4 protein-coding genes are annotated in these 5137 nt (G+C 36.4%); 3 read left to right on the top strand and 1 reads right to left on the bottom strand.

Annotated features, from left to right (window positions below):
- Nucleotides 1-221 precede the first annotated feature (221 nt).
- Nucleotides 222-3152 carry a DEAD/DEAH box helicase family protein gene (locus D0T84_RS21235; RefSeq protein ID WP_163309935.1) on the bottom strand — a complete coding sequence of 977 codons (2931 nt, stop codon included), beginning with the start codon at nucleotides 3150-3152 and terminating at the stop codon, nucleotides 222-224.
- 195 nt (nucleotides 3153-3347) lie between these two features.
- Between D0T84_RS21235 and D0T84_RS21230 the strand changes: the two genes are divergently transcribed.
- From D0T84_RS21230 to D0T84_RS21220, 3 genes are read left to right on the top strand one after another with little or no spacing between them, the layout of a single operon-like run.
- The gene (locus tag D0T84_RS21230) at nucleotides 3348-3563 is read left to right on the top strand and encodes a helix-turn-helix transcriptional regulator (RefSeq protein WP_163309934.1); all 216 of its coding nucleotides are present in this window, start codon (nucleotides 3348-3350) and stop codon (nucleotides 3561-3563) included.
- On the top strand, nucleotides 3560-3898 hold the full coding sequence (locus tag D0T84_RS21225; RefSeq protein WP_163309933.1) for a HipA N-terminal domain-containing protein: 339 nt from the start codon (nucleotides 3560-3562) through the stop codon (nucleotides 3896-3898). The genes D0T84_RS21230 and D0T84_RS21225 overlap by 4 nt, the downstream gene beginning before the upstream one ends.
- Nucleotides 3882-4895 carry a type II toxin-antitoxin system HipA family toxin gene (locus D0T84_RS21220; protein ID WP_163309932.1) on the top strand — a complete coding sequence of 338 codons (1014 nt, stop codon included), beginning with the start codon at nucleotides 3882-3884 and terminating at the stop codon, nucleotides 4893-4895. Before D0T84_RS21225 ends, D0T84_RS21220 begins: the two co-directional genes overlap by 17 nt.
- Nucleotides 4896-5137: the final 242 nt, after the last annotated feature.

Genomic DNA, 5137 nt, shown 5'->3' with positions numbered 1-5137 from the left:
ATACTCAAACGATTTTTTGAGCTGTCTGGGTTTAAGCCCAACAGAAAGATAAATGACAAACTTGTCAAAGAACTAATTGATATAGCAACCTATAGAACTGCATGAATAGCGTAAAAACTATAGAAATTTATAACGAACTATTGGGTAATAAAATGGATTGAAAATCAAAGAAGATATTTAAATCTATAATTGTTAAATATGTAGAATGTTAGCTGATGTTATCATTCTTTTAATTCATTGCTGAATTTTTTCAGTTCAGCAACCAAATCTCTTGATTCCAGCCGTATAATAGTATCTTCCGAATTTCCAAAATCAAAGAGATTGATGCTTCCGTACCAAACGAGCCGGTTATCTATAATGATATACTTTTGATAAGTATCTGCCTCTTGCACAACTGTTAATTTAGATTGAAGTATTTCAATACATTTTCTTATTTGTTCTTGTCCTTTGTATGATTCTATTGGACGGGTAATGACAGTGATTGAAATATCTGTGTTTAGAGGTACTTTCAGCCATTCAAGCACTGTATTAAGTTGCTTTTTCCGAATATAGGGGCTTACTATCAGAATCTCCTGCTTCGCTTCAGCAAAATCATTTTTTACTTTCGGCATAAAAGTCTCACAGTCGTAAATCATGCTGATTTTATCTGGTTCATTCCTTGAAGACAAAGCTTTGTATCCGATTTGAGCGTAGCCTGTTAACCGTTTGTGATACATTCGTTCCAAAACCGGAATATGAATGTCCATATAATCATAAACAATCACATCCTGCTTGCCGGGGTATTCACGGTGTAATCGTCCGGCATATTGAGCTAATGTTCCCTTCCATGCGATTGGAGAGGCAAGAAATAAAGTATCCAAGCGCGGATAATCAAATCCTTCTCCAATATATTTTCCCGTGGCAATTATAATGAGTCTGTCTTCTTGTGGAATGTCTGCTAATGATTCCATCATCTTGTTTTTTATTTTTGCGGAATCGGCTCCTACAAGAGTTATAATATGTGCATTGGTTTGGTCTTTAAGAATAGCTGCCAACCTCACAACATGCTCTTTTCGTTGAGTAAGTATGATAGGTGTTCTGCCATTTGTTACAGCTTCACATACATCGGTTGCAATCTGCTGATTGCGAAATTCATTTTCTGCGAGAGCCGTATATATTTTTGTTATATGCCAATCGGATTCCGTTTGTGTAAAAGGTCTTCTAAATCCGGTAAAGCATGGCATGACATAATGCTCAAAGCTTCGTTTGACAGCTTGTTCCTTTGCACTAACGTTATACCGTATCGGTCCGCATTGCATAAAAGTAACCGGATGTTGTCCGTCCTGTCGTTTCGGTGTTGCAGTTAATCCATAAACATATTGAGCGTTCGTTTCGCTAAGAACCTTTTCATAATTAAGCGAAGAGGCATGGTGGCATTCATCTACTATTACCATACCATAATTCTTTACGATATCATCCACTCCACCTTCATGGACTAAACTCTGTACAAGTGCAATATCTATAATTCCGGATGAAGTGTTTTTACCAGAACCTATTTGACCAATAATGGAACGAACCTTCTTTCGTCCGCGCTTCTTCTCCGGTTCCGGTAAGGTTTCGTTTATTTCGAGAAACTGTTCCAATGATTTTTTCCATTGGTCGTATAAAGTTTGTAGATGGACTAAAATTAACGTATTGCACTTCCTGTTTGCAATCAGGGAAGCCCCGATAACAGTTTTTCCAAAAGCTGTTGGGACGGATAATATGCCATTTTCATATTGCAATAAGGTATCCGCTGCAGATTGTTGTTCTTCCCGAAGTATTCCTTTGAAACTGACCTTAATCCGTCTTCCTTTATTTCGTTTATCATCAAAGGTATATGCTACATCTGATTCTTCGAGCAAATGAATAAGAGAAGAATGACAACCTCGGGGAATGCCGATATATTTATCCGTTTCATCTAACGAATAGATAATCCTCGGAATACCATAGGTAGACATCCGCATCTTTTGTGTTTTATAGAATACGGGATTCTGAAAAGCAGCTAATCGTTTAATGCGATTGAGTGCTCGTGGGCTTATTTTGTTTTTGGAAATATACAATCGGTTTGCCTCGATAATAGTCAAAGTATTTGGAAAATCTTTCTTTTCGAGAACATTTTCTACTTTTTTATTTTCCCAGGGATTGAATAAACTCGTCTCTTCATTTTCTGGATCTCCAAGTTTGCCTAACCCATTCCCATCACACAGAGTGGTAAGTAAATTCTCTATTTCGTCTGAACTCATTTTCCTGATAGTAGCTAAATATGCCCATTGGTCAGGATAACTCAAAAAGTTTTCATCTATAAATTCACTGTTCCCATTTTCACGTGCTCCTCCTTGTAATGGTAGAGCAATCAGGTTTCCAAAACCTCCTTTGGGCATAAAATCCTGATTTGGGAACATTCTATCATACGAAGTGAAACATATCTCATGTCTAACTGACATGGCTTTTGTCAAAAGCGCATTTCCAAGTCTTCGAACAGACGCAGCTGAGATAGACTCTTCAAAAAACATCCATGCATGAGCTCCGTTTCCTGAACGGGATCGTTCTATGGCAACCGGGATATTGTGGGTTTTGCATACAGAGCGGAATATGGCTATATCTTCTTTCCATTTCTCCTCATCAAAGTCAACGGCAAGAAATAGGCAGTTGTCATCCGGTAAAAGCGGATAGACACCAACAATGCCGGCACCATGCTTATCCTTGTTTCGCAAATGGTTATTGATTACTTCTTTTGTTAAAGGCAATAAGTCCCGATTTGGGCAGTCTTTACATTTGACACGGCTTCTGTCGCAAACGCCTTTTATCCATTCGTTTTTACATGCCGGAATGTAATAATTGCTTCCATGTTTTTTACTATAACATCTTTTGGCATATATATCTGTCCGTCCCTGGAATAATGATTGGAACAACTCTATTTTTTCTTCGGGCGAGCTGTATTTGTTGATTGAAGGTGGAAAGGTTTCTGTATTATTCTCCTCTGAAATATCCGATACAGGAGCTGTTTCTTGGAGTTTAGACTCCTTTTGAGTTAAACCCAGCATTTCCCGCAGTCTCCCATTTTCTGCAAGTAATTCGATATTTTGAGATTCTAGTTCGGCTATTCGCTTTAATAAATCGGATTCAGACATATAATTACAATATTTAGTCTTAAAAATTATCTTCTAAGATCACACATTTCCCTCACTTTCATGCCTGTTTTTCAATCATAAAGATGGCTCTTGTTTTTGAATTACACAATTAAAACAGATAAAAAGTGCAGCATGTTGCCCTTTTTTATTCTTTGAATCAAAAAATATACTATCTTTGCCTAAAAGTGCATTATTATGCCTGAATTGGATATTTACAAGAAGATAAAGGACAGGCGTCTTTTGCTGGGTATAACCCAGCAGGATTTAGCTGATATATCAGGAGTTGCTTTGCGTACCATCAAACAAATGGAGAATGGTAAAGGAAATCCTGCAATTGGCACATTGAATAAAGTTGTCAGTGTATTGGGTATGTCGATTGATATAAGCGTTAAAAAGTTAGATGAGGTATGAGAACTGCAAATGTATATGTGAATAATGACTTAGCCGGAGTATTGACAGAAAATACGGATGGCTCATTTGTGTTTTCTTATACTGATTCGTATTTCAATGACAGCACAAAGTCAGCCATCAGTCTGACATTGCCTAAATCACAAAAGGAATATCATGCGAAATCGTTATTTTCGTTTTTCTTCAATATGCTATCCGAAGGCGTGAATAAAGAGGTACAAATACAGAAATACAAAATTGATGAGAATGACTATTTCAGTTTGCTGCTGGCAACAGCAGGAGAAGATACAATAGGTGCTATAACTATAAGACCAGCAGAAGATGAAAAAATCGCTTGAAATACATAATTGTCCCGGAACGCTTGCTGTTGGTTATAACACTTATAGTACAACAGCAATAAAACGTGTGTTCGAAAATCAAAAGGTCAATCATCTTCTGAACTTCTCGAATGATGAAACAAATCGTTTGATGATAGATGATAATATCGGGAAAATCTCTATTTCGGGTGTACAGGAGAAATTCTCAGCAATTATAAAGGATAAACAGATTATACTTACTCCGGAAGGCGTTCAAGGTAGATACATTATAAAACCTGCTCCCGATTATAAGAGAATACAATATCGTCAATATATGCCGGCTAATGAACATCTGACTATGCAGATAGCCCGTCAAGTGTATAATATCCCCACAGCAGAAAATGCTTTGGTGTTTTTTCAAGATGGAGAAGCTGCTTATATTACTAAACGCTTTGATATTGATGCTGATAACAAAAAAATAAAACAAGAGGACTTTGCTTCACTTTTGCAAAAGACGAGCGAAACACATGGAAAGCATTTTAAATATACGGGAGATTATGCAAGCATGGGTTTTCTATTTCCTAAATATGTTGCTGCATGGCAAATAGAAATCAGCAAGTTCTTCAAGTTGGTTCTATTTAACTATTTATTTGCCAATGGTGATGCTCATTTGAAAAATTTCTCACTACAACAAACAATCAATGGTGATTACGTTTTAAGTCCTGCCTACGATTTATTGAATAGTTCGCTGCATGTATCAGACGAAGATTTTGCTTTGGAAGGTGGATTATTCAGTAAGGAGCATTATTCGGAAATATACAAGCAAAAAGGACACCCTTGTAAGGATGATTTTATTGCATTTGGAGAAATGATTCATGTGTCTAAACCTCAAATTAAAATGATCATAGAGCAAATTACATCCTCCCAACCTCTTGTTTATTCATTGACCGAACAATCATTTCTGGATAATAAATTGAAAAGAATGTATATCCGTAGTTATGAAGAACGGTTGGGTAGATTAACAAGAACTTCGATGTAATATATATTGAAATAATATAGTATTCTCTATTACTCTTCTGTAGGTGGAATCTCTTTTTTCTTACTTTTTCTAATGCTAATTTCTTTAGCTATTTCAATAGCAAATTCATCATCTTTATCTAAAAATTCTCTAATAGTAGATTTAAAATGCATAATCCGGAGCATCCCCACCCAGTAATCCGGTTCTAAATCCATTAGAAATCGGTTCTAAAAATCTGCCATTCCGGCAGATATCCACCCAAA

The sequence above is a fragment of the Dysgonomonas sp. 521 genome (genome assembly GCF_010501055.1).
Lineage (GTDB): Bacteria > Bacteroidota > Bacteroidia > Bacteroidales > Dysgonomonadaceae > Dysgonomonas.
The sequence above is the reverse complement of the archived record's forward strand: the minus strand, read 5'-3'. Positions and strand labels throughout refer to the sequence as shown.